This is a genomic window from Streptomyces sp. NPDC006687 (assembly GCF_040636215.1).
Taxonomy (GTDB): Bacteria; Actinomycetota; Actinomycetes; order Streptomycetales; family Streptomycetaceae; genus Streptomyces.
The window spans coordinates 147,908-166,808 of record NZ_JBEYJJ010000013.1 but is presented as its reverse complement, the minus strand read 5'-3'; the positions used below and the strand labels follow the sequence as shown (position 1 = coordinate 166,808).

Annotated in this window: 21 protein-coding genes and 1 pseudogene; 9 read left to right on the top strand and 13 right to left on the bottom strand. The window is 71.4% G+C overall.

Features of this window, described 5'->3' with window-relative positions:
* From ABZ716_RS18405 to ABZ716_RS18380, 6 genes and pseudogenes are all read right to left on the bottom strand, one after another.
* Positions 1-433 (bottom strand): annotated as a pseudogene (locus tag ABZ716_RS18405) (hypothetical protein); the annotation flags it as partial.
* Positions 430-810: a DUF6507 family protein gene (locus ABZ716_RS18400; protein WP_358809467.1), complete on the bottom strand. Its 381-nt coding sequence runs from the start codon at positions 808-810 to the stop codon at positions 430-432. The gene ABZ716_RS18400 and the pseudogene ABZ716_RS18405, both read right to left, overlap by 4 nt.
* A 52-nt stretch (positions 811-862) precedes the next feature.
* Entirely contained in the window at positions 863-1,174 is a 312-nt protein-coding gene (locus ABZ716_RS18395) for a pore-forming ESAT-6 family protein (protein WP_358809468.1), read from the bottom strand.
* Positions 1,175-1,196: 22 nt separating this feature from the next.
* On the bottom strand, positions 1,197-1,529 hold the full coding sequence (locus ABZ716_RS18390) for a hypothetical protein (protein ID WP_358809469.1): 333 nt from the start codon (positions 1,527-1,529) through the stop codon (positions 1,197-1,199).
* A gap of 123 nt (positions 1,530-1,652) precedes the next feature.
* On the bottom strand, positions 1,653-2,981 hold the full coding sequence (locus tag ABZ716_RS18385) for a PH domain-containing protein (protein ID WP_358809470.1): 1,329 nt from the start codon (positions 2,979-2,981) through the stop codon (positions 1,653-1,655).
* Entirely contained in the window at positions 2,978-3,469 is a 492-nt protein-coding gene (locus tag ABZ716_RS18380) for a PH domain-containing protein (protein WP_358960048.1), read from the bottom strand. The genes ABZ716_RS18385 and ABZ716_RS18380 overlap by 4 nt, the downstream gene beginning before the upstream one ends.
* 31 nt (positions 3,470-3,500) lie before the next feature.
* On the opposite strand from ABZ716_RS18380, the gene ABZ716_RS18375 reads away from it, so the two are divergent.
* A complete protein-coding gene (locus ABZ716_RS18375; protein ID WP_351889714.1) occupies positions 3,501-4,643 on the top strand; it encodes an NADH-quinone oxidoreductase subunit D in 1,143 nt (380 codons plus the stop codon).
* Positions 4,644-4,686: 43 nt separating this feature from the next.
* On the top strand, positions 4,687-4,899 hold the full coding sequence (locus ABZ716_RS18370; protein WP_351889711.1) for a hypothetical protein: 213 nt from the start codon (positions 4,687-4,689) through the stop codon (positions 4,897-4,899).
* 18 nt (positions 4,900-4,917) lie between these two features.
* On the opposite strand, the gene ABZ716_RS18365 is transcribed toward ABZ716_RS18370, so the two are convergent.
* The 4 genes from ABZ716_RS18365 to ABZ716_RS18350 form a co-directional block, all read right to left on the bottom strand.
* The gene (locus ABZ716_RS18365; protein WP_358960046.1) at positions 4,918-6,024 is read right to left on the bottom strand and encodes a hypothetical protein; all 1,107 of its coding nucleotides are present in this window, start codon (positions 6,022-6,024) and stop codon (positions 4,918-4,920) included.
* 98 nt (positions 6,025-6,122) lie between these two features.
* Positions 6,123-7,112, bottom strand: a complete 990-nt coding sequence (locus tag ABZ716_RS18360; RefSeq protein ID WP_358960044.1) for an ABC transporter substrate-binding protein — start codon at positions 7,110-7,112, stop codon at positions 6,123-6,125.
* 67 nt (positions 7,113-7,179) lie between these two features.
* Positions 7,180-7,857, bottom strand: coding sequence for an ABC transporter permease (locus ABZ716_RS18355; RefSeq protein ID WP_358809474.1), 678 nt, complete (start codon positions 7,855-7,857; stop codon positions 7,180-7,182).
* Between the two features lie 4 nt (positions 7,858-7,861).
* Positions 7,862-8,566, bottom strand: a complete 705-nt coding sequence (locus ABZ716_RS18350) for an ABC transporter permease (protein ID WP_358809475.1) — start codon at positions 8,564-8,566, stop codon at positions 7,862-7,864.
* Positions 8,567-8,725: 159 nt separating this feature from the next.
* Between ABZ716_RS18350 and ABZ716_RS18345 the strand changes: the two genes are divergently transcribed.
* The gene (locus ABZ716_RS18345; protein WP_358809476.1) at positions 8,726-9,691 is read left to right on the top strand and encodes an ATP-binding cassette domain-containing protein; all 966 of its coding nucleotides are present in this window, start codon (positions 8,726-8,728) and stop codon (positions 9,689-9,691) included.
* 72 nt (positions 9,692-9,763) lie between these two features.
* Here ABZ716_RS18345 and ABZ716_RS18340 read toward each other — a convergent pair whose 3' ends face one another.
* Positions 9,764-10,873: an alpha/beta hydrolase-fold protein gene (locus ABZ716_RS18340; protein ID WP_355966458.1), complete on the bottom strand. Its 1,110-nt coding sequence runs from the start codon at positions 10,871-10,873 to the stop codon at positions 9,764-9,766.
* A 152-nt stretch (positions 10,874-11,025) separates the two neighbouring features.
* Between ABZ716_RS18340 and ABZ716_RS18335 the strand changes: the two genes are divergently transcribed.
* From ABZ716_RS18335 to ABZ716_RS18310, 6 genes are all read left to right on the top strand, one after another.
* Entirely contained in the window at positions 11,026-12,873 is a 1,848-nt protein-coding gene (locus ABZ716_RS18335) for a phosphatidylglycerol lysyltransferase domain-containing protein (RefSeq protein ID WP_358809477.1), read from the top strand.
* A 77-nt stretch (positions 12,874-12,950) separates the two neighbouring features.
* Positions 12,951-13,823: a dihydropteroate synthase gene (gene folP / locus ABZ716_RS18330; RefSeq protein WP_358809478.1), complete on the top strand. Its 873-nt coding sequence runs from the start codon at positions 12,951-12,953 to the stop codon at positions 13,821-13,823.
* A gap of 37 nt (positions 13,824-13,860) precedes the next feature.
* Positions 13,861-14,304, top strand: a complete 444-nt coding sequence (locus ABZ716_RS18325; RefSeq protein ID WP_351889689.1) for a nuclear transport factor 2 family protein — start codon at positions 13,861-13,863, stop codon at positions 14,302-14,304.
* A gap of 132 nt (positions 14,305-14,436) precedes the next feature.
* Positions 14,437-14,796 (top strand): dihydroneopterin aldolase, encoded by a 360-nt coding sequence (gene folB, locus ABZ716_RS18320; protein ID WP_351889687.1) that lies wholly within the window; start codon positions 14,437-14,439, stop codon positions 14,794-14,796.
* Positions 14,793-15,410, top strand: a complete 618-nt coding sequence (folK, locus tag ABZ716_RS18315) for a 2-amino-4-hydroxy-6-hydroxymethyldihydropteridine diphosphokinase (RefSeq protein WP_358809479.1) — start codon at positions 14,793-14,795, stop codon at positions 15,408-15,410. Before folB ends, folK begins: the two co-directional genes overlap by 4 nt.
* 45 nt (positions 15,411-15,455) lie before the next feature.
* The gene (locus ABZ716_RS18310; RefSeq protein WP_358960041.1) at positions 15,456-15,944 is read left to right on the top strand and encodes a DUF3180 domain-containing protein; all 489 of its coding nucleotides are present in this window, start codon (positions 15,456-15,458) and stop codon (positions 15,942-15,944) included.
* A gap of 43 nt (positions 15,945-15,987) precedes the next feature.
* On the opposite strand, the gene folE is transcribed toward ABZ716_RS18310, so the two are convergent.
* Both folE and ftsH read right to left on the bottom strand, forming a co-directional pair.
* Positions 15,988-16,593, bottom strand: coding sequence for a GTP cyclohydrolase I FolE (folE, locus tag ABZ716_RS18305; protein ID WP_358960039.1), 606 nt, complete (start codon positions 16,591-16,593; stop codon positions 15,988-15,990).
* Between the two features lie 93 nt (positions 16,594-16,686).
* A complete protein-coding gene (gene ftsH / locus ABZ716_RS18300) occupies positions 16,687-18,717 on the bottom strand; it encodes an ATP-dependent zinc metalloprotease FtsH (RefSeq protein ID WP_358809481.1) in 2,031 nt (676 codons plus the stop codon).
* Between the last annotated feature and the right edge of the window lie 184 nt (positions 18,718-18,901).

Sequence of the window (18,901 nt, the reverse complement as noted above, 5' to 3'; positions counted from 1 at the left end):
ACGCGGAGACGGCGGCGTTGACGTCGTGGATCAGATCGTTGTTCTCGTCGATCTTGTCCCCGTCGTCCTTCCAGTGCTTGTCTCCGCTGATCTTGCTGGAGAACGTGGTGGCTTTCGCCTGGAGTTCTTTCAGGCGTGCCACGATCGGGCGGGCTTCGGTGATGTACTCGCCGAGGGCTTTGGCGGCGGACTCCAGCTGGTCGGCGAAGAAGTCGCTGTCGGTCTTGACGGGTTTCGTCGTCGCGAACAGTTTCTCGGCCTCGGGCGCCGAGTAGAACGCGGCTAGGCCCTGGAACTCGGAGTCCACGTTCGAACCCGCGTCACGGAACGTTCCCGCCGCCGTGTCGATCGCCGTCTTGTTCTTCTCCAGCGCGTCCAGGTCGCCCGTGAACTGCGGGATGGTGCACGGATTGATCGGAACGTGATCGGTCACTTCTTGTCCGCCCCCGGAAGGTCGACCTTCGGCTCCTTGAGCGCCTCGTTCTGGGCGTTCTGCGCCTGCTCGATATTGCCGTGCACATAGGCCGTCGTCGCCTTGATGGCCCCGTTGAGCGAGGCTTCCGTACGCGCCGAGATGAAGGCCAGCCGGTGCTGGTGGGAGGCCATGAGCTCGCCCAGCGCTCCGGCGATCGGGCCCATGCCGCCGCCCTCACCGCCGGTGCCGCCGCCGGGCGTGACGGTGCCGGCGTGCTTGGCGGCCTCCGGCAGCTCCTTCTGGAGCGAGGTGCCCGCCTTCTGGAAGCCCTCGGCGGCCGTGATCGTCTTGTTGACCACGCCCTGCACCCCGGACGGCTTGATGTCCCAGTCCATGACCTACCCCCGTGTCCCGGTGTTCCTGCCTCCGCCGCCGTTCCGGCCGCCGTCAGCCGATGTTGTCGACCGCCGCCTTGGCCTTCGCCAGCGTCGCCTGTGCCGTCGTGTCGTTCTGCTCCAGCGTGGTGCGGACGAGGCGGATGATGTCGCGCACCTCGTTGGCCGCCTTGTTCCAGCGGACTTCCTTGCCGTGGTACTCGTCCGAGACCCCGTCGGCCGTGAACTCGGCCATCGCCGCCTTCACCGCCGCGTCACGGTCGGCGAGCACGCGCTCCAGCTGGCCGATGATCCCGCCGAGGCCGCCCTGGACCTCCACGGAGGCGGCGATGTCGTACGAGGTGCGGTCCTGGTTCTGTCCCATGTCTGCCTCAGTCCCCCGGTTCTCAGCGCGCGCCGAAGCGGGCGGCGTCGAAGTTCGCGGCGCCCATGTTCTGGTGGGCGTTGTCACCCTGCTCGTGGTCACCGGAGGTGAACGAGGCGTCCATGCCGCGCTGACCGCCGAGGATGGCCTGCAGCGAGCCGTTCAGCTCGGCGGTGATGGCGTCCGAGCGCCGCTTGAACGAGTCGAAGGCGGTCCGGCCGACACCGTTGAACTTGCCCTCCAGCGGGTCGGCGGCGGCGACCAGCAGCTTGATCAGCGTGCCGAGGTCGCTGCTGGAGCCGGTCGTTGCCTTGCCCAGGTCGGACAGCGTGGTGCTGCCCATGTCGAACTTCATACACCCACCCCTGACGTGTTGTGCCGTCACTTCCTTCGTACCTGTCTACCGAAGGGACGTTGCGAACACAAACACGGTTTCAGTTGGCCGGAACCTCTGTCCGAAAATCACTCTGCCCGCGCTTCAGGCCATCCACCGGTCGGGCCGCGCCGCCGCGCGGGAGGTGCGGGAGCGGGCCGCCTGGGCGTACAGCAGAGCGGTGGCCTCCTCCGCCGGCCGCAGCCGGGCGGTGACGGTGGTCCCGGCGCCGGTGTCCACATGGACGTCAGCCACCCCGCACACCCGCTCCCAGGGCCCCCGGGTACGGCGCACGCTCTGCGCTTTCGCATGCGGAACGATCTCCGTACGCCGGCACAGCCGCCCCCGCCGGGCCGCGAACAGCTCCCCCGAGACCGCCAGCCCGTACCCCTTCCACCACACCGGCACCACCCACCGCGCCCCCCGGCGCGGGGAGGGCGTGAAGGCCAGGGCCGCCGGGTCCGCGCCCGGCAGCACCCGGGCGACCAGCGCGTGGGCGGCGTCCCGCCCGGCGACCGGCACCAAGACCGTGTTCTTCGAGCCCGCCACCGCCAGCTCCACCCGCACCCACCCGCGCCGCCGCCACAGCAGCGGCTCCACGATCCGTACGCTCTGCACGCGCCCCGGCGGGACGGTCTCGTGGGCCCGGTCCAGCAGCCCGTGGTCCAGCCGCAGCCCGTCCGGGGACTCCGCGATCCGCCAGTCGTAGCCGGTGAGGAAACGGTTCACGGTGCCCCGCCAGACCGCACCCAGCAGCGGCACCACGGTGACCACGGCCGCCCAGAGGCTGTCGCTGAGCCGCCACGCCACCACCGGGGCCGCGAACCCGCCGGCCAGGGCGGCCCAGGTGTCGAGGCTGAGCAGCAGGGAGACCACCAGATCCCGTACCGGCACCCGCAGCAGCTCCCGCTCGGGCGCCTCCCCGAGCCCGGCCGCCTCGGCGGGGGCGAACCCGGCGGCCCGGGCCAGCAGCTCCGCGCGCAGGGCGACGGCGTCCCCTTCGGCGAGGAAGGCCAGCTCGTCCTTGTCCTCGGTACCCACGACGTCGATGCGCAGCGCGGCGACCCCGGCCAGGCGGGCCAGCAGGGGGCGGGTGACGTCGATGGCCTGGATGCGGTCGAGGCGGATGTGGGCGGTGCGCCGGAAGAGCAGGCCGGTGCGGATGCGCAGCTCGGTGCGGGTGACGGCGTAATGGGTGAACCACCAGCTGAGGAAGCCGTACGCGCCGAAGACGAGGACCAGCCCGGCGAGCCCCGCCAGCCGCAGCCACACGGGCAGGGCCAGCGCCCACTCCTGGGCCCGCTCCCCCTGCTGGACGGCCACACCGGCGGTCGCGGCGACCGGCACCCAGGCCCGGCGCAGCGGGGTCAGCACGTGCAGCCGCCGCTCGCCGCCCGGCGGAGCGGGGACGGGGACCGGGCCGGGGGCCGTCACAGGCCGGCCGATCGGGCCTCGCCGAGCTCCGTCAGCCGGTCGCGGAGGCGCTCCGCCTCGGCCGGCGCCAGTCCGGGGATCCTGGCGTCCGTGGCCGCGGCGGCCGTGTGCAGCTGGACGGAGGCCAGCCCGAAGCGCCGCTCCAGCGGGCCCGAGGTCACCTCCACCAGCTGCATCCGCCCGTACGGGACCACCGTCTCCCGCTGCCACAGCACACCCCGGCAGATCAGCAGGTCGTCCGCCCGCTCCGCGTACCGCCAGGAGCGCCAGTTCCGGCCGAGCAGCACCCACCCCCAGGCCAGCGGCGCCAGCCACACCGCGCCGAGCCAGGCCCACCCCGCCCCGGCGAGCAGCGCCGGCGGGAGGGCCGTCGCCGCCCCGAGGAGGGCCGTCCACAGCGCCAGCAGCAGCCGCCGCAGGGACAGGAGCCCGCCCGGCAGCGCGGCCCATCCGGGCCGCTCCGTCTCACCCGTCGTCCCCGTTTCCATGGCCTCAGCCTAGGACTGCGACAATGCGCCCATGACGGAGACCACGGTCGGCATCGGCGGAGCGGCGGAGAGCACCGACATGGTGCTCAACATCGGACCGCAGCACCCTTCCACCCACGGCGTGCTGCGCCTGCGGCTCGTCCTGGACGGCGAGCGCATCGCCAGCGCGGAGCCCGTGGTCGGCTATATGCACCGGGGCGCGGAGAAGCTGTTCGAGGCCCGTGACTACCGCCAGATCGTCATGCTCGCCAACCGCCACGACTGGCTGTCGGCCTTCTCCAACGAGCTCGGCGTGGTCATGGCCGTCGAGCGGATGCTGGGGATGGAGGTCCCGGAGCGGGCGGTGTGGATGCGGACGCTCCTCGCGGAGCTGAACCGGGTCCTGAACCACCTGATGTTCCTCGGGTCGTACCCCCTCGAACTGGGCGGTATCACCCCGATCTTCCACGCGTTCCGTGAGCGCGAGGAGCTCCAGGCGGTCATGGAGGAGATCTCCGGCGGCCGGATGCACTACATGTTCAACCGGGTCGGCGGCCTCAAGGAGGACCTCCCGGCCGGCTGGCTCGGCCGGGCCCGCGCGGCCGTCGCCGACGTCCGCACCCGGATGGACGTCTACGACAAGCTCGTCCACGGCAACGAGATCTTCCGCGGGCGCACGCGCGGCGTCGGCGTCCTGTCCGCCGAGGCGGTGCACGCGTACGGGGTCTCCGGGCCGATCGCCCGCGCCTCCGGCGTCGACTTCGACCTGCGCCGCGACGAGCCGTACCTGGCGTACGGGGAGCTCCAGGACGTGCTGAAGGTGGTCACCCGGACCGAGGGCGACTGCCTGGCCCGCTTCGAGGTGCTGCTGGAGCAGACCCACAACGCGCTGGACCTGGCGGTGGCCTGCCTGGACCGGATGGCGGAGCTGCCGCCCGGGCCGGTCAACCAGCGGCTGCCGAAGGTGCTGAAGGCGCCGGAGGGGAGCACGTACGCCTGGACGGAGAACCCGCTCGGCATCAACGGCTACTACCTCGTCTCGAAGGGCGAGAAGACCCCGTACCGGCTGAAGCTGCGCAGTGCCTCCTTCAACAACATCCAGGCGCTGGCGGTGCTGCTGCCGGGCCAGCTGGTCGCGGACATGGTGTCGATCCTGGGCTCGCTGTTCTTCGTGGTCGGCGACATCGACAAGTAGGCCGGCGGGGCCGGTTGTCGGTGGGGCGGTGCACACTGGGGGCATGTCCGTTTCCCCCCGACGGGCCTGCCCGTCCTGCGGCCGCGTCTGCGCCGTGACGGCCGGCCGGATCGCCCGCCACGACCCCCCGGCGGGGCGCCGCGCCGGCCTGGTGTCCTGCCCGGGCTCGCGGACGCGTGTGGCGCTGGACGCCTCCGCCCCGACCCTCGACGGCTTCACCCTGGCCCCTCATCCGGGGCAGCTCCCCCTGTTCTGAGGGCGCCCCCGCGCGCCGCTACGAGATGGCGGTGCGGAGGCGGACGACGTCGATCGGCTCGGTCTCGTCGTGGGCCGTCAGGTCGATCACCTGGCCCAGCGCCTGCTGCTCGGGGGTGGCCGGCTTGAACTCCGGGTCGGCCTCGGCCTGCGCGGACTCCGCCTTGTGCGCGGCCAGCGCCTCGGCGCCGACCACGTCCGCCAGGTCCTCGTTCTGCACGGACTCGATCGCGGCGCGGGCCTGGGCGGTGTTCTTGGTGCCGAAGAAGTCGAAGCCGCCCTCGACGCGCGAGGCACTGCGCCGCTGGGCCGCGTACGGGGCCACCGGCGCGGCCTGCCGCCGCGCCGGAACCACCGCGGCGGCGGCCGAGGCGGCAGGAGCGGAAGCCGTGGCGGCGGGCGCCGCGGGGGCGGACCCCGAGGCGGTGGTGGCGGGCGCCGAGGCCGAGGCGGCGGCAGAGGCGGAGGCCGTGGCGGCGGGTGTCCGGCCGGCGCCGGGGCCGGGGCCGGTGCCCGGGCCCAGGGCCTTCGGGCCGCCCGCGGCCGCCCGCGCCTCGGCCTTCCTCAGCAGGGCGGTCATCGCCGCGTTGGCCCGCGCGTACCCCACCGCGGTGGGAGCCCCGCTGCTGGTGCGCTCCTCCGAAACCGCCGGGAGCTCCTTCGGCGTGCCCGCCGCCTCCAGCGCCAGCAGCCGCCGCTTCTCCAGCGCGCTGGCCCGCTCGGTCTCGGCGGTGGCGTACCGGCGCAGCAGCGCCGCGTGCTCCCCGCGCAGCCCCGCGAGTTCGACCCGCTTGGCGCGCAGCTTGGCGTCCAGCCGGGCGCGCAGGACGCGGGCTTCCTCGAGGTCGGATTCGAGCTCGGCTATCCGCTCGTCCGTCTTCCACTCGTCCTTGACCCGCTCACGGGCCAGCTCCGCGACCCGGCGGCCGGCCGCCCGGTCCCAGGAGCGCATCAGGACGGCGCCACCGGTCCCCGCGGCCGCCGTGAGGGCCACGAGCAGGCGCAGCGCGAGCGGTTCCGCGAGGAGCCACGCCGCGCCGGCGCTGGCGACGCACACCCCGCCGAGGGCCGTCGGCGTGAGAAGTCGGTGCAGGGGCTCGGGATTGCGGTGACGTCCACGGGGCATGGCCTGAAATTTACAGGGCGTGGGCCCCGTGTGAAGTACCCGCCCGGCAATCTCTTGCCGGGCGGCTCGTTCACCTCGTGCGCGGGATCCCGTATCTGCTACTTCGTCAGAAGCCCTTTGGACTCCAGATATGCCTTCGCCACGTCCGCCGGCTTCGCCCGCTCCGCGTCCACCTTGCGGTTCAGTTCGGCGAGGTCGGCCGTGGTGAGCGCCTTGGTGAGGCCGGAGAGGGCCTGGGCGACCTCCGGGGAGCCGGCGTCCTTGGTGTTGACGACGGGCAGGAGGTTGTCGGCGTTCTGGAGCTTCTTGTCGTCCTCCAGCAGGACCAGACCGTAGCTGTCGAGGGTGGCGTCGGTGGTGGTGGTCAGCACGAGCTGGTCCACACCGTCCTTGACCGCCTGCTTGGCCTGCGGGGTGCCGACCCCCTTGGGATCGATACCGGAAACCTGGATTCCGTACGTCTTCTCCAATCCGGGCGCGCAGAAGGGGCGTACGGAGCATTCGTCACCCGCCGCGATCTTCACTTTCAGCCCCGACTTCCCCAGATCGGAAAGCGTCTTCAGCTTGTTCTTCTCGGCGAATTCCCGGCTCACCGCGAAGGCGTTCTGGTCGACGGCCGCACCCGCTTCCAGGGGCCTGATGCCAAGCGGGACGGCGAGCTTGTCCAGTGCCGCCACCGTGGCCTGGGCGTCGCTGGAGGCCACGGGCTTGTCCTTGGGCGCGTCCTTGCCGTTGACCTTGGCGTTGAGGAACTCGGCGAGGGTGGCCGCGTACTCCGGCACCACGTCGATCTCGCCCTTCTCCAGCGAGGGTTCGTACAGCTCGCGGTTGCTGACCGTGGTGATGGAGGCGCCGTAGCCGGCCTGCCGGAGCAGCTGCGCGTACAGCTCGGCGAGCACGTTGGACTCGGTGAACCCGGCCGCGCCGACCACCAGCTTCCCCTTGGCGCCCCCGGATCCGGCCGGGGCGGCGGCGGAGGAGCCACCGTCCTTGGTCTTCTCCAGGCTGTCGCCCCCGCACGCGCTGAGCGAAACGGTCAGGGCGACCGCGCCCAGGGTCGCGCCGAGGATGCGCGTGGACTTGCTCATCATGCTCCTTGGAGATCAGGGTGATTCAGGGGAAACGAGGCGGACGAGACGGACGTGAGGGGTGGCCTCAGCGCGGCGCCGGGCGGCGGCCACCGCGCAGCAGCAGCCGCTCCGCCGCCACCAGCAGCCCCTCCACCAGCAGGGCCAGCAGCGCGACCAGCAGGGCGCCCGCCACGACCTGCGGGGTGTCGTACGTGTTGAAGCCGGCGGTGATGATGCGGCCGAGGCCGCCCTGGCCGACCATCGCGGCGATGGTGGCGGTGGCGATGACCTGTACGGCGCCCGAGCGCAGCCCGGTCATCACCAGCCCCCGCGCGAGCGGCAGCTCCACCCGCCAGAACAGCTGCCGGCCGGACATGCCCATGCCCCGGGCCGCCTCGACCACCGAGCGGTCCACCTCGCGCATCCCGACGTAGGCGTTGGTCAGCAGCGGCGGCACCGCGAACAGCACCAGCGCGACCACGGTCGGCAGGTAGCCGGCGCTGCGCAGCGGCGAGACCATGAACAGGGCCAGCACCGCGAACACCGGTACGGCCCGCCCCACATTGGAGAGGTTCACCGCGAGCGCCCCGCCCCGGCCGACATGGCCGAGCCACAGCCCCACCGGCAGGGCCACCGCGCAGGCGACGCCCAGGGCGATCCCGCTGACCAGCAGGTGCTCGGCGAGCCGGTGCCAGACACCGTCCTCCCCCGACCAGTTGCCCCCGTCCGCGAGCCAGCCGCACGCCTTGCCCAGGACTCCCACGGCCTCAGGCCCCCTTCGTCCGCGCGGACCGTCCGGCCCCGGCCCCGGCGCGGGTCCACGGGGTCAGCAGCCGCTGGAGGCCGAGCAGCAGCAGGTCGGCGGCGAGCGCGAGCAGGACGCACAGCACGGAGGCGGTGAGCACCTGGGCCTTGAAGGAGCTGCTCACGGCGGGGGCGATCAGGTTGCCCAGCCCGCCCTTGCCGACGATGGAACCGACGGTGGTCAGCGCCACGGTGGAGACGGTCGCGATCCGCACCCCGGCGAGCAGCGCGGGCAGGGCCAGCGGCAGTTCGACCTGCCACAGCAGCCGGGCCGGCCCGTAGCCCATCCCCCGCGCGGCCTCCCGTACCTCCTCGGGGACGGCCTGGAGCCCCGCCATGACGTTGCGGACCAGGATGGTCAGCGAGTACAGCACCAGTCCGGTCACCACGAGCGCCGCCGAGAGCCCGAAGAAGGGCAGCAGCAGGGAGAACATGGCGAGCGAGGGGATGGTGTAGAGCAGGGTGGTCAGTCCGAGCACGGGGGCCGCCCAGCGGCGGCCGCGGCGGGCCAGCAGGGCGAGGGGGACGGCGATGACGACGCCGATGAGCACCGAGACCGCCGTGATCCAGACGTGTTCCAGGGTGGCGTCGGCGAGTTCCGGGGCGCGGGAGGTGACGTAGTCCCAGCAGATCCAGTCGTTGGCCACCAGACAGCTCCGTACCGCCACACCGCTCACCCCCTCTGCTCGCACACACGTACCCGAAGATCCGGCCAGTGCGACCATAACCCCCGACACCCACCTTGGCCGGAATCATTCGCACAGGTGCAACACTCCCCTCACAAACCCTTCGCCCACCCGCGCGCACGTGTGGGGGAGGATGGCGGGGTGATCCGATTCGAGCATGTGACCAAGCGCTACCCCGAGGGGACGACGGCCGTCGAGGACCTGTCGTTCGAGGTGGCGGAGGGCGAGCTGGTCACGCTGGTGGGCCCCTCCGGCTGTGGCAAGACGACGACCATGAAGATGGTCAACCGGCTCATCGAGCCCACCTCGGGCCGGATCCTGCTGGACGGCGAGGACGTCTCCGCCGCCGACCCGGTCGAACTGCGCCGCCGCATCGGCTACGTCATCCAGCAGGTCGGGCTGTTCCCCCACAAGACGGTGCTGGAGAACACGGCCACCGTGCCGCAGCTGACCGGCACCCCGAAGGCGAAGGCCCGCGCACGCGCCGCCGAGCTCCTCGAACTCGTCGGCCTGGACCCGGCCGTCTTCGGCGGCCGCTACCCCGAGCAGCTCTCGGGCGGCCAGCGCCAGCGCGTCGGCGTCGCCCGCGCCCTGGCGGCGGACCCGCCCGTGCTGCTGATGGACGAGCCGTTCGGCGCGGTGGACCCGGTGGTGCGCGAGCGGCTCCAGAACGAGTTCCTCACCCTCCAGCGCACGGTCCGCAAGACGATCCTGCTGGTCACCCACGACCTGGAGGAGGCCGTACGGCTCGGCGACCGCATCGCCGTGTACGGGGAGGGCACCATCGAGCAGTTCGCCCGCCCGGCGGAGGTCCTCGCCGCGCCGGCGACGGACTACGTGGCCTCCTTCGTCGGCGCCGACCGGGGCCTGAGGCGGCTCGCGGTCACCCCGGTGGCGGCGGCCGACCTGACGGCGGCGCGCGAGGGCGAGACGCCGGCCGCGTCGGTGGCGCTCGGGGCGTCGCTGCGCGAGGCCCTGGCGGCGCTCCTCCAGGAGGACACGGGGCGGATCGGGGTCACGGATCCGGCGTCGGGCGCGCTGGTCGGCGTACTGACCCCGCAGGGCGTCCACCAGGCGCTGCGCCGGGCCGACCCGCCGGAGGCATGACGAAGGGCCCGGCGCGCGCCGGGCCCTGACCACGAGTGGGCGGCGGGCCGCCCGGTACTTCCGCTGCCTGCCTTACGCCTGCATCCGGCTGCTCATCCACACCAGCATCGGCGGGATCTCCCGGCGCCAGGTGTTGAAGTTGTGGCCGCCGCTGTCGAGGATGATCGAGGAGACCCGGTCCGGGCCCTTGACCAGCTTGATGAACTTCTTCGTGTCGTGCAGGTTGTCCTCGCCCTTCTCGCTCGTGGTGACGAGGAAGGAGGTGCCGGTCGGCTTCTTGTTCTCCACGCTCCACAGCACGTCCGAGCCCTTGCGCAGCTTCTCGTCGCCGTGGAAGAGGTCACCGGTCGTCGGGTCGTCCGCCGCCTTGTAGTACGCGGACAGACCCGCGGCGGCGCCGAAGGTCTGCGGGTGGTGCGCGGCGATCTTCAGGGCGCAGTAGCCGCCCGTCGAGTTGCCGATGAAGCCCATGTTCTGCGGCTTCTTGCCGACCCGGAACGTGCCCTGGATGGCCTGCGGCAGGTCCTGCGCGAAGAAGGTCTCCGTCTGCGGGCCGCCCGGTATGTCCACGCACTCGGTGTCACGCGGCGGCGCGATGGTCGGGCGCAGCATGACCAGGATCATCGGCTTCATCTTGCCCTGCTTGGCCTGCTTGAAGGCCGTCATGGGGTAGTTCAGCCCTTTGATCAGGTTCTCCGCCGTACCGGGGTAGCCCGTCAGGACGATGGAGGCCGGAAAGTTCTTGTCCTTGTGCTGCGGCTGGAAGTACTCCGGCGGGAGCCAGACGTAGCCGGGACTCGTTATCTTGGACTTCTGCCCGGTGATGGCGACCTTCAGTATCTGACCACCGACCTGGGGCTGGCCTCCGCCGGGGACGTCCAGCTTCTGCTTGTCCAGGACCTTGATGTCCTTGCTGCTCATCGAGTGGTCGACGACCTTGCCGATGGCCGTCTGCTGGCCGAACAGGTCGGCCCAGGAACCGTAGAAGAGGAACGACTTGTTGGCGGCGAGACCGACTGCCGAGAAGAGCGCCAGCTGGGTCGCGAGCAGGAGCCCGATCCGGCCGAGGACCGACCGCCAGGTGCGGCCCGAGAGCTTCGGCCAGAGCCAGACCGTCACCGCGAACAGCGCTACACCGGCGATGATGGCCAGGACCAGAACGGCATTACTGGTGAGACCCATGAGCAGTCAGTCGACTTTCTGATGGCAGGGCTGGATTTTTACGACGGAAGAGTGAACCCGCTCCTCCTCGATGTCGTCCTAGTGAACGCACCACACCCCGGAGGCTGTCACGGCCTTCGGCCACATGATCTCTCGCGGAGCAACGGGAAGCGATGTCTAGCAGGATAGATGGCGATAAGTCGGGACAGGTTCCGAGTAAGGTCCGGCGAATCTTCCGCGGACCCAGGCCGGAGTCGGTGCCCGGTCTCGTAGGTACGGCCGTCATGATCGTCGGCCTCGTGGACATCGCGGCGGGCGTCTTCCCGCGATTCCGCCACAGCCGGTTCCACGCGGTCACCGAGGTGCTGCCCGGCTCCCTGGGCCCCTTCGCCGCGGCCCTGTCCATCAGCGCGGGCGTCCTGATCCTGCTGCTCGCGCACGGGCTCAAGCGGCGCAAGCGGCGTGCCTGGAGGGCCTCGGTCATCCTGCTGCCGGCCGGCGCCGTCGCCCAGTTCGTGTACCGCCACTCGGTCATCGGCGTGGTCATCTCGGCGGTCCTCCTCGCCCTGCTCGTACGCCACCAGGGTGAGTTCAAGGCCCTTCCGGACCCGCGCAGCCGCTGGAAGGCGCTCGCGAACTTCGTCCTGATGAGCGCCGGCTCCATCGGCCTGGGCCTGGTCATCGTCAACGTCCACCCGAACAAGGTCGTCGGCCGCCCGAGCCTCTCCGAGCAGATCACCCACGTGGTGTACGGCCTCTTCGGCTTCGAGGGCCCCGTCGACTACTCCGGACGGGTGAGCTGGACCGTCGGCTACTCCCTCGGCGCCCTCGGCATGCTGACCGCCGTCACCACGATCTACCTCGCCTTCCGCCCCGAGCACCCGGCCGCGCGCCTCACCCCGGCCGACGAGGAGAAGCTGCGCGAGCTGCTCGCCCGGCACGGCGGCCGCGACTCGCTCGGCCACTTCGCGCTCCGCCGCGACAAGGCCGTCGTCTTCTCCCCCAGCGGCAAGGCCGCCGTCACCTACCGCGTGGTCTCCGGCGTGATGCTCGCCTCCGGCGACCCCGTCGGCGACGTCGAGGCATGGCCGGGCGCCATCGAGCGGTTCATGGAGGAGGCCAAGGCCCACTCCTGGACCCCGGCCGTCGTCGGCTGCAGCGAGACCGGCGGCGAGGTCTGGACCCGTGAGACGGGCCTGGACGCCCTGGAACTCGGCGACGAGGCCATCGTCGACGTCAAAGACTTCTCCCTCGCCGGCCGCCCCATGCGCAACGTCCGCCAGATGGTCAAGCGCATCGAGCGCAACGGCTACACCACCAAGGTCCGCCGGGTCAGCGAGCTGAACGAGTTCGAGCTGGCCCAGGTCCGCGGCGCGGCCGAAGCCTGGCGCGGTACGGACACCGAGCGCGGGTTCTCCATGGCCCTGGGCCGCATCGGCGACCCCGGCGACGGGGACTGCATCATCGCCACCGCGCACCGCGTCGAGGAGGGCGACAGCAGCCCCTTCGGCGACCTCAAGGCCATCCAGCACTTCGTGCCCTGGGGCAAGGACGGCATGTCCCTGGAGATGATGCGCCGCGACCGCGGCGCCGACCCCGGCATGAACGAGCTGCTGATCGTCGCCTCCCTCCAGCAGGCCCCCGAGCTGAACATCGAGAAGGTCTCCCTGAACTTCGCGATGTTCCGCGCGGCCCTGGCCCGCGGCGAGAAGATCGGCGCCGGCCCGGTCCTGCGCGCCTGGCGCAGCCTGCTCGTGTTCCTCTCGCGCTGGTTCCAGATCGAGTCGCTGTACAAGTTCAACGAGAAGTTCCGCCCCCGCTGGGAGCCGCGCTTCATGGTCTACCGCCACCACCGCGACCTGCCCCGCATCGGCTTCGCCGTGATGCAGGCCGAGGGCTTCGTCACCCTGGCCCTCCCCCGCCTCTTCGCGAGCCGCCGCGGCCCGAAGCAGGCCCGCCCCTGCGCCCACGACCACGCCACGATCCCCTCCCAGGCCGACCGCGAGGTCCAGGCCGCGTAACACCCGCACCTCCCGCAGCGCCCCCGGGCCCCCAGGGCCCGGGGGCGCCGTGCTGCACGGGATCTACCCTGGACCTCATGAACACCACCCGCGGCCCCGCCCCCCGGGGCCAAGTGGCCGGGCTCCCCGACTGGGACCGCTGCGCGGTCATGGGCGTCGTCAACGTCACACCCGACTCCTTCTCCGACGGCGGCCGCTGGTTCGACACCACCGCCGCCGTCAAGCGCGGCCTCGACCTCGTCGCCCAGGGCGCCGACCTCATCGACGTCGGCGGCGAGTCCACCCGCCCCGGCGCCACCCGCGTCGACGCCGACGAGGAGCTGCGCCGGGTCGTCCCCGTCGTCCGCGGTCTGGCCTCCGAAGGGGTCCCCGTCTCCGTGGACACCATGCGGGCCACCGTCGCCGAACAGGCCGTCGCCGCCGGCGCCCGCCTCGTCAACGACGTCAGCGGCGGACTCGCCGACCCCCGCATGATCCCCGCCGTCGCCGCCACCGCGGTGCCCTTCGTGGTCATGCACTGGCGCGGCTTCAGCGACACCATGAACAGCCGGGCCGTCTACGCCGACGTCCTCGGCGAGGTCACCGCCGAGCTCCGCGCCCGGATCGACGCCGTCGTCTCCGGCGGTATCGCCCCCGAGCGGATCGTCGTCGACCCGGGCCTGGGCTTCGCCAAGAACGCCGAGCACGACCTGGCCCTCGTCGCCCGCCTCCCCGAGCTGCGCGCCCTCGGCTTCCCGCTGCTGGTCGCCGCCTCGCGGAAGCGTTTCCTCGGCCGGATCCTGGCCGGTACGGCCGAGGCCGCCCCGCCGCCCGCCCGCGAACGGGACGCCGCCACCGCCGCCGTCTCCGCCATCGCCGCCCACCAGGGCGCCTGGGCCGTCCGGGTGCACGAGGTACGGGCCACCGCCGACGCGGTTCGGGTGGCCCGCGCCGTGGAAGGGGCTCTGTGACCCGCCGGACCGACCGGACGCACTGGGAAGGGGAACGGTGAGCCGTACCGACATCGAAGCCGTCGAAGAGGTCAACGCGGCCTTCTACGAGGCCATGGAGCGGGGGGACTTCGACGCGCTGTCGGCGCTCTGGCTGGAAGACGAGATCTCCTGCGTCCACCCCGGATGGCCGGTGCTCTCCGGGCGGGGCGAGGTCCTGCGCTCGTACGCGCTGATCATGTCGCACACCGAGTACATCCAGTTCTTCCTCACCGACACCAAGGTGGCCCTCATAGGCGACACCGCCCTGGTCACCTGCACCGAGAACATCCTCAGCGGGGGCCCGGCCGAGGAGGCCGGGGAACTCGGTCCGCTCGTCGGCCAGCTGGTGGTCGCCACGAATGTGTTCCGTCGCACACCGCAGGGCTGGCGCCTGTGGTCCCACCACGGTTCTCCGGTGCTCACGGACTCCGATGACGAGGAGGAAGAGGGCTCCGACTGACCCCAAGGGCGGGAGCGAAGGTTTGTCGCAGGTAAATTCGAAGGTGGACGACGCCGACCGCACTCGGCGTAGGCCCAAGGGCCCGGGGCGTCCCCGGGACCGGAAGCACCTACGAAAGCAGGAGTGATTCGCGTGGATCGTGTCGCGCTGCGCGGCCTCAAGGCTCGCGGGCACCACGGCGTCTTCCCCCGGGAGCGCGAAGAAGGCCAGACCTTCATCGTCGACCTCGTGCTGCACCTGGACACCCGCCCGGCGGCGGCCGGGGACGACCTCGCCAAGACCGTGCACTACGGCGTCGTGGCCGAGGAGGTCGTCGACGTCGTCCAGGGCGAGCCCGTCGACCTCATCGAGACCCTCGCCGAGCGGATCGCCCAGCAGTGCCTCAAGCACGAGGCCGTGGCACAGGTGGAGGTCGTCGTCCACAAGCCCGACGCGCCGATCACCGTCCCCTTCGACGACGTGACCGTCACGATCACCCGGAGCCGCGTGTGAACAACGCACTGAACGCACTGAAGACCCAGAGCGACCCCACCGTCCAGCCCGTCCCGGCGTCCGTCACCGAGGCGGTCGACGCGGCCGACGTCACCCTCTCCAACCCCAAATGGGCCGTGATCGCGCTCGGCGCGAACCTCGGCAACCGGCTGGAGACCCTCCAGGGCGCCATCGACGCCCTCGGCGACACCCCCGGGCTGCGGGTCAAGGCCGTCTCCCCGGTCTACGAGACCGAGCCGTGGGGCGTCGAGGCCGGCTCGCAGCCCTCGTACCTCAACGCGGTCATCGCGCTGAAGACCACCCTGCCGCCGTCCTCGCTCCTGGAGCGGGCGCACGCCGTCGAGGAGGCGTTCGACCGGGTCCGCGAGGAGCGCTGGGGGCCGCGCACCATCGACGTGGACATCGTGGCGTACGCGGACGTGGTCTCCGACGACGCCGTCCTCACCCTCCCGCACCCCCGGGCGCACCTGCGGGCCTTCGTCCTGGCCCCCTGGAACGACATCGACCCCGAGGCCCAGCTCCCCGGCCGCGGCCCCGTGGCGGGCCTGCTGTCCGCGATCGGCCTGAGCGGCGTCACGCCACGCGGCGACCTGGAACTCCGCCTCCCGGAATAGCCGTTAGCGTGTTCAGGTAGCCGACACCGAACGGGGGGCGGGCAAGTGAAGCAATTGAGGCCGGCGGTCCTGGCGGGCATCTTCGTGATCGCCGGGGTGCTGTCCTGGGCGGGGGCCCGCCTGTGGAACGCCTACGGCACCCTGCCGGGCGTCCCGCTGGCCGCGCCGGTCGTGCTGGCGGTCATCGCCGTGGTGCTGTTCGCCACGGCCCTGTCGCTGCGCGCCCGCCTGCGGGCCCAGCGCGAGCGCCGTCCGGGGGCCAAGGGCGTGGAGCCGCTGATGGCGGCCCGCGCGGTGGTCTTCGGCCAGGCCAGCGCCCTGGTCGCGGCCCTGGTCGCCGGCATGTACGGCGGCGTCGGCGTCTTCCTCCTCACCGACTCCCTGGACGTCCCGGCCCGCCGCGACCAGGCATGGTACGCGGCCGGCTCGGTCCTGGCGGGCGCCGCGGTCGTCGCGGCGGCCCTGTTCCTGGAACACGTCCTGAAACTCCCCGAGGACGAGGACCCCGACAAGCCCGCGGCGGCCCGCGCCTGACCGGGCCCGGCGCGCTGCGGGCCCTCGCGGGCCCTGGCCGGCCCTAACGGGCCATGATCAGGCTCATCGCCTCGTTGCGGGTCGCGGGGTCGCGGAGCTGGCCGCGGACCGCCGAGGTGATGGTCTTCGCACCCGGCTTGCGGACACCGCGCATGGTCATGCACATGTGCTCGCACTCGATGACCACGATGCAGCCCCGCGGGTCGAGGATCTCCATCAGGGAGTCCGCGATCTGCGTGGTCAGCCGCTCCTGCACCTGGGGGCGGCGGGCGAACACGTCCACCAGGCGGGCCAGCTTCGACAGGCCGGTGATCTTCCCGTCGGCGGACGGGATGTAGCCGACGTGGGCCACGCCGTGGAACGGGACCAGATGATGCTCACAGGAGCTCATCACCTCGATGTCCTTCACCAGGACCATCTCGTCGTGGCCCAGGTCGAACGTGGTGGTCAGGACGTCCTCGGGCCGCTGGTACAGCCCGGCGAATATCTCCTTGTACGCCCGCGCCACGCGCGCCGGGGTCTCCAGGAGGCCCTCGCGGTCCGGGTCCTCGCCGACCGCGATCAGGAGCTCGCGGACCGCCGCCTCGGCGCGCTTCTCGTCGAACTCGCCGATCGTGCCCTCACCGGTCAGGGTCACTGGGTCGGTCATCTCTTCCTCGTTCCTGTCTGCGCGCGCGGCGTACAAATGTGCCGCGCCCCCCAGGCTAGAACCTGGGGGGCGCGGCATCCATTCCGGGCTTGATCAGACCTCCGGGCGGTCCTCCGGGGAGGACTCCGGGGCCTTCTCCACCGACACGGCGGTCTGGGCCGCCGAGGTGCCGTTGGCGGCGTTCGTCAGCTGGAGCTCCTTGGGCGAGAGCACCGGCGGACGGGTGGAGGGGGTGCGGCGGGACGAACCGGTCCACGCCGGGCGGGCCGGACGCTTCACGATCGTGGAGAAGATCTCCGCGATCTCCTCCTTGCCCAGGGTCTCCTTCTCCAGGAGCGCCAGCACCAGGTTGTCCAGGACGTCCCGGTTCTCGACCAGGATCTCCCATGCCTCGTTGTGCGCGGTCTCGATGAGCTTCTTGACCTCTTCGTCGACCAGCGCCGCGACCTCTTCCGAGTAGTCCCGCGGGTGCGACATCTCGCGGCCCAGGAACGGCTCGGTGTTGTCCCCGCCGAACTTGATCGCGCCGAGGCGCTCGGTCATGCCGTACTGGGTGACCATCGCGCGGGCCGTCGCCGTGGCCTTCTCGATGTCGTTCGCGGCGCCGGTGGTCGGGTCGTGGAAGACCAGTTCCTCGGCCGCGCGACCGCCCAGCATGTACGCGAGCTGGTCGAGCATCTCGTTGCGGGTGGTCGAGTACTTGTCCTCGTCGGGCAGGACCATGGTGTAGCCCAGGGCCCGGCCGCGGGACAGGATCGTGATCTTGTGTACCGGGTCGGAGTTCGGGGAGGCCGCCGCGACCAGGGCGTGTCCGCCCTCGTGGTACGCGGTGATCTTCTTCTCCTTGTCGGACATGATCCGGGTCCGCTTCTGCGGGCCCGCCACGACGCGGTCGATCGCCTCGTCCAGCATGTGGTTGTCGATCAGCTTCTTGTCCGAGCGGGCGGTCAGCAGGGCCGCCTCGTTCAGGACGTTGGACAGATCGGCACCCGTGAAGCCGGGGGTGCGGCGGGCGACGGCCGAGAGGTCGACGTCCGGAGCGACCGGCTTGCCCTTCTGGTGGACCTTGAGGATCTCCAGACGGCCCTGCATGTCCGGCCGGTCGACCGCGATCTGCCGGTCGAAGCGGCCCGGGCGCAGCAGCGCCGGGTCGAGGATGTCGGGCCGGTTCGTGGCGGCGATCAGGATGACGCCGCCCTTCACGTCGAAGCCGTCCATCTCGACGAGCAGCTGGTTGAGGGTCTGCTCACGCTCGTCGTGACCGCCGCCGAGGCCCGCACCGCGGTGCCGGCCGACGGCGTCGATCTCGTCGACGAAGACGATCGCCGGGGCGTTCGCCTTGGCCTGCTCGAACAGGTCACGCACGCGCGAGGCACCGACACCGACGAACATCTCGACGAAGTCGGAACCGGAGATCGAGTAGAACGGAACGCCCGCCTCACCCGCGACGGCACGCGCGAGCAGGGTCTTGCCGGTACCGGGCGGCCCGTAGAGCAGCACACCCTTGGGGATCTTGGCACCGACGGCCTGGAACTTCGCCGGCTCCTGGAGGAACTCCTTGATCTCGTGGAGCTCCTCGACGGCCTCCTCCGCGCCCGCGACGTCGGCGAACGTCGTCTTCGGGGTGTCCTTGGTGATGAGCTTCGCCTTGGACTTGCCGAAGTTCATGACCCGCGAGCCGCCACCCTGCATCTGGTTCATCAGGAACAGGAAGACGACGACGATGAGGACGAAGGGCAGGAGCGAGAGCAGCACGCTGAGGAACGGGCTGGTCTTGTCCGGCGTGACGGAGTAGCCGTCCGGGATCTGACCGGCTTCGTACTTGGTCTGGAGGTTCTGGGCGAGCTGGACGCCCTGGTCCCCGATGTAGTTGGCCTGGAACTTGGTGCCGCTGTTGTTGCCGAGCTTCTGGCCCTTTTTCAGCTCGATCTTGATCATCTGGCTGTCGCCGGTGGTCAGCTTGGCGCTGTCGACCTGGCCACTGTTGATCGCCTTGATGACCTCGCTGGTCTCCACCGACTTGTAGCCGCCGCCGGAGCCGACGACGTTCATCAACACGACCACGGCGAGGACGGCCAGCACGATCCACATGACCGGCCCACGGAAGTATCGCTTCACGTCCATCCATACGGGGTGCCGGGCACCCCGTCCCTCCTGCCCGTAGGTAAATGCTGCTGCGAGTAAAGACTGTTCTTCGGAATGTACCCCTGTATTGTCACCCGCCGCCCCGTGGGACGGCCGACAGGCCCGCCTTCTCCTCCAACGGCGGGAAGCGCCCCCGGGTTCCCCCGGGGGCGATCGGGATGAC

Coding starts and splice junctions, on each gene's coding strand:
- ABZ716_RS18400 (WP_358809467.1), bottom strand. CDS start 810: ATGGACTGGGACATCAAGCCGTCCGGGGTGCAGGGCGTGGTCAACAAG.
- ABZ716_RS18395 (WP_358809468.1), bottom strand. CDS start 1,174: ATGGGACAGAACCAGGACCGCACCTCGTACGACATCGCCGCCTCCGTG.
- ABZ716_RS18390 (WP_358809469.1), bottom strand. CDS start 1,529: ATGAAGTTCGACATGGGCAGCACCACGCTGTCCGACCTGGGCAAGGCA.
- ABZ716_RS18380 (WP_358960048.1), bottom strand. CDS start 3,469: ATGGAAACGGGGACGACGGGTGAGACGGAGCGGCCCGGATGGGCCGCG.
- ABZ716_RS18375 (WP_351889714.1), top strand. CDS start 3,501: ATGACGGAGACCACGGTCGGCATCGGCGGAGCGGCGGAGAGCACCGAC.
- ABZ716_RS18370 (WP_351889711.1), top strand. CDS start 4,687: ATGTCCGTTTCCCCCCGACGGGCCTGCCCGTCCTGCGGCCGCGTCTGC.
- ABZ716_RS18365 (WP_358960046.1), bottom strand. CDS start 6,024: ATGCCCCGTGGACGTCACCGCAATCCCGAGCCCCTGCACCGACTTCTC.
- ABZ716_RS18360 (WP_358960044.1), bottom strand. CDS start 7,112: ATGAGCAAGTCCACGCGCATCCTCGGCGCGACCCTGGGCGCGGTCGCC.
- ABZ716_RS18340 (WP_355966458.1), bottom strand. CDS start 10,873: ATGGGTCTCACCAGTAATGCCGTTCTGGTCCTGGCCATCATCGCCGGT.
- ABZ716_RS18335 (WP_358809477.1), top strand. CDS start 11,026: ATGTCTAGCAGGATAGATGGCGATAAGTCGGGACAGGTTCCGAGTAAG.
- folP (WP_358809478.1), top strand. CDS start 12,951: ATGAACACCACCCGCGGCCCCGCCCCCCGGGGCCAAGTGGCCGGGCTC.
- folE (WP_358960039.1), bottom strand. CDS start 16,593: ATGACCGACCCAGTGACCCTGACCGGTGAGGGCACGATCGGCGAGTTC.
- ftsH (WP_358809481.1), bottom strand. CDS start 18,717: ATGGACGTGAAGCGATACTTCCGTGGGCCGGTCATGTGGATCGTGCTG.